General features: G+C 51.8%; 2 protein-coding genes. Both read left to right on the forward strand.

Features of this window, described 5'->3' with window-relative positions:
- The first annotated feature begins 163 nt into the window (after positions 1 to 163).
- Positions 164 to 1342: a DUF2169 family type VI secretion system accessory protein gene (locus MES37_RS24020; protein ID WP_237932792.1), complete on the forward strand. Its 1179-nt coding sequence runs from the start codon at positions 164 to 166 to the stop codon at positions 1340 to 1342.
- A gap of 2 nt (positions 1343 to 1344) precedes the next feature.
- Positions 1345 to 2602 (forward strand): PAAR-like domain-containing protein (locus MES37_RS24025; RefSeq protein WP_237932793.1); only part of this gene is annotated, 1258 nt, incomplete at its 3' end.

Genomic DNA, 2602 nt, shown 5'->3' on the forward strand with positions numbered 1-2602 from the left:
CATTAAATTGACAATCCGCATAAACTTCACATTCAAAATACCTTCTAATTATTGATATTGTTTTTTAGAAAAAAAACGTTATTTCATTCATCATAAAAATGAATCCCACTAATACATAAATAGATACGCATTCTTTTATTTCAGAAAAAGGAAAGGAATATATATGGAATTCCGTAATCGGACTCCATTTTCAGTGATGGAATACGCAATGGATGATAAGCATAACGAACGTCATCGGGTGGTTGCCATGAAAACCGGCTTCCGGCTGGCACAGGATGCTGAGGGACTGTGGCAGGCACTACTGATGGAAAACCCGGTGCTACCGTTATGTGTGGAAGATGAATATGTCGGTGAAATGAACCTTTCCCCGGTGCTGCGTGAAAGTGACCTCGCCCCGCTGAAACCTCTCTGCGATATCATCGTCAACGGCACCGCTTATACACCTGGCGGGGCTGCCGCGCAGGAAATGACGGCAGGTATACAGATGTACTCACCTTCAGGCGAAGTACTGGTGGACAAGAAACTGCAGGTAACCGGCAGACGCTTTTACCAGCGCCAGGCGCTAACCGGGGAGTGGTATGACACAGAGCCGGAGCCATTTACTTCCCTGCCGCTGGATTACCGTTACGCCTTTGGCGGCGAGTGTCGAATAGAGGCTGATAGTCATCACGCTGAGCGCATTCCCGAAGAATACCTCCTGACAGATGTGCAACGCCGCGAACATCCCGACCAGAACAACCCACCGCTGGCGCATATGGCCTGCCCGGTGAACCCTTTGGGGCTGGGTTACATGCAGCCATGGTATCTGCACGCCTGCGAGGTTCAGCAGGTTGAAGCTCCCTGTATCATCGCGCTGGACGCCCCCTTTACCCTCAAACAATTCGTTGCCTGCCTTGACGGGAAAGCCGACTGGTTTGCTCCCGAATATCAGCCTGCCGGCTTTGGTTGTATCGGTCGCGCCTGGTTGCCACGCCTGCCGCTGGCAGGAACCTACGACCAGCAATGGCTGGAAACGCAGCACCCCGACCTGCCGGATGATTTTGATTTTGGCTACTGGAATGGAGCACCGCATACCCAGCAGATTCGGTATCCCGAACCGGGACCAGAATTTGTGCTGACAGGCTTTCACCCGGATGGGGATATCCGTTTTATCCTTCCAGCGCATCAGGCAATGGTGTTACTCCGAATGAACATCGGTGGGCTGATACCACAACTGTTATGGATAGATACCCTGGCAATAAATACCGACACGTTCACTGTCGCACTGACCTGGCGCTACCTGCTACCAGTCCGCAATGATATCCGGGTAATGGAAGCCCGCTATCGCACCGAAGGGAAATGAATATGGCGATTAATTATATTGCACGCCAGGACATCCAGTGGCTGGTGATCAGTACCAAACCCGATGTCTGTAAGACACCCATGGGTCCAGCAATTCCCCCGGTCCCCTATCCAGTAACGGCTAGCATGGCCGATGCCATGAATGTGATCCCTAATGTGAGGGCGAATGGCGGCCCGCTGCTGGTACTTGATCAGAGCTTCATGCCCCGGACAAAAGGAGATGAAGCTGGTATCGCGAAGGGAGTGTCGAGTGGCACCGTCGGTGATATCTGCGAACCGCTGGCACACAGTCAGACCGTGCGGGCTGGGGGGAAACCCGTTTTGCGTCATGACGATATATTCTGGATGAATGCCCGTAATACCACGGGCATTATTGTTGGCCAGCCTCCGGCAGCGATTGTATCTGCCCACGATGCTGACCCTGCCATTCAGACTGAAACTGCAGAGGAAAAGGGGTTCTTTCAATCCCTGTTAACATCATATGTCGAGTATCAGCTTCAAAAGGCTCGGGCAATAGCCGACACGGCAAACTCTGTTCAGAACGCGACCACAGATTTTTTCACCGACCATACGCCTGACGATGTTATGAATAGCCAGGCAATAGGTGCAATGCTGAGTGCTGGGAGTTATTACAATATGTCTGCTGAAACGGCGCGGAACATTGCCGAGCAGATAGGCGGAGAGGCGCTTGAAAACTTTAATACTATAGACACACCGCAGAACCGGGCGCTAATGCAGGCAGTTCAGGGAATGATGATGGCATATTCTCTGCGATCTGCGGGGGGCATAGACATGGATGGTGCCAGGGTCAAAGGAAAAACAAAGGGTCAGGCAGGAGAAGGGGAAAACTTTTCATTATCTTTTTGCACCAAAGCGGGTGAGCCTGTTGATGTGGTAACTGGCGATTTTCTTCAGCAACTGAGTGTCCTGGCCCTGCCAGGCACCTTGCCTCTACCCCTCTCGCGCACCTACCGTTCGCAAGCCAGAACTGGTGGTCTGTTCGGCCCGAAATGGACCGATGAATGGTCCCGCTCACTGCATATACAGGGAAATGATCTGCATTTTACCGACCACGAAGGCGTGGTGCTCTATTACCCCATTCCTCAGGACGGTATTTTCCACGAAGCTGTTAACTCTCGTCAGACGCATTACCGTTTGATGGGGGATATTCGCGATAAACTGTCCGTTTTTGACCGTCGTTCGCAACAGACCCAGGTGTTTTCCCCGGCAGGCTGCGGAACTTATTTACTCTCCACTATTT

Source organism: Buttiauxella sp. S19-1 (assembly GCF_022134725.1).
GTDB lineage: Bacteria > Pseudomonadota > Gammaproteobacteria > Enterobacterales > Enterobacteriaceae > Buttiauxella > Buttiauxella ferragutiae.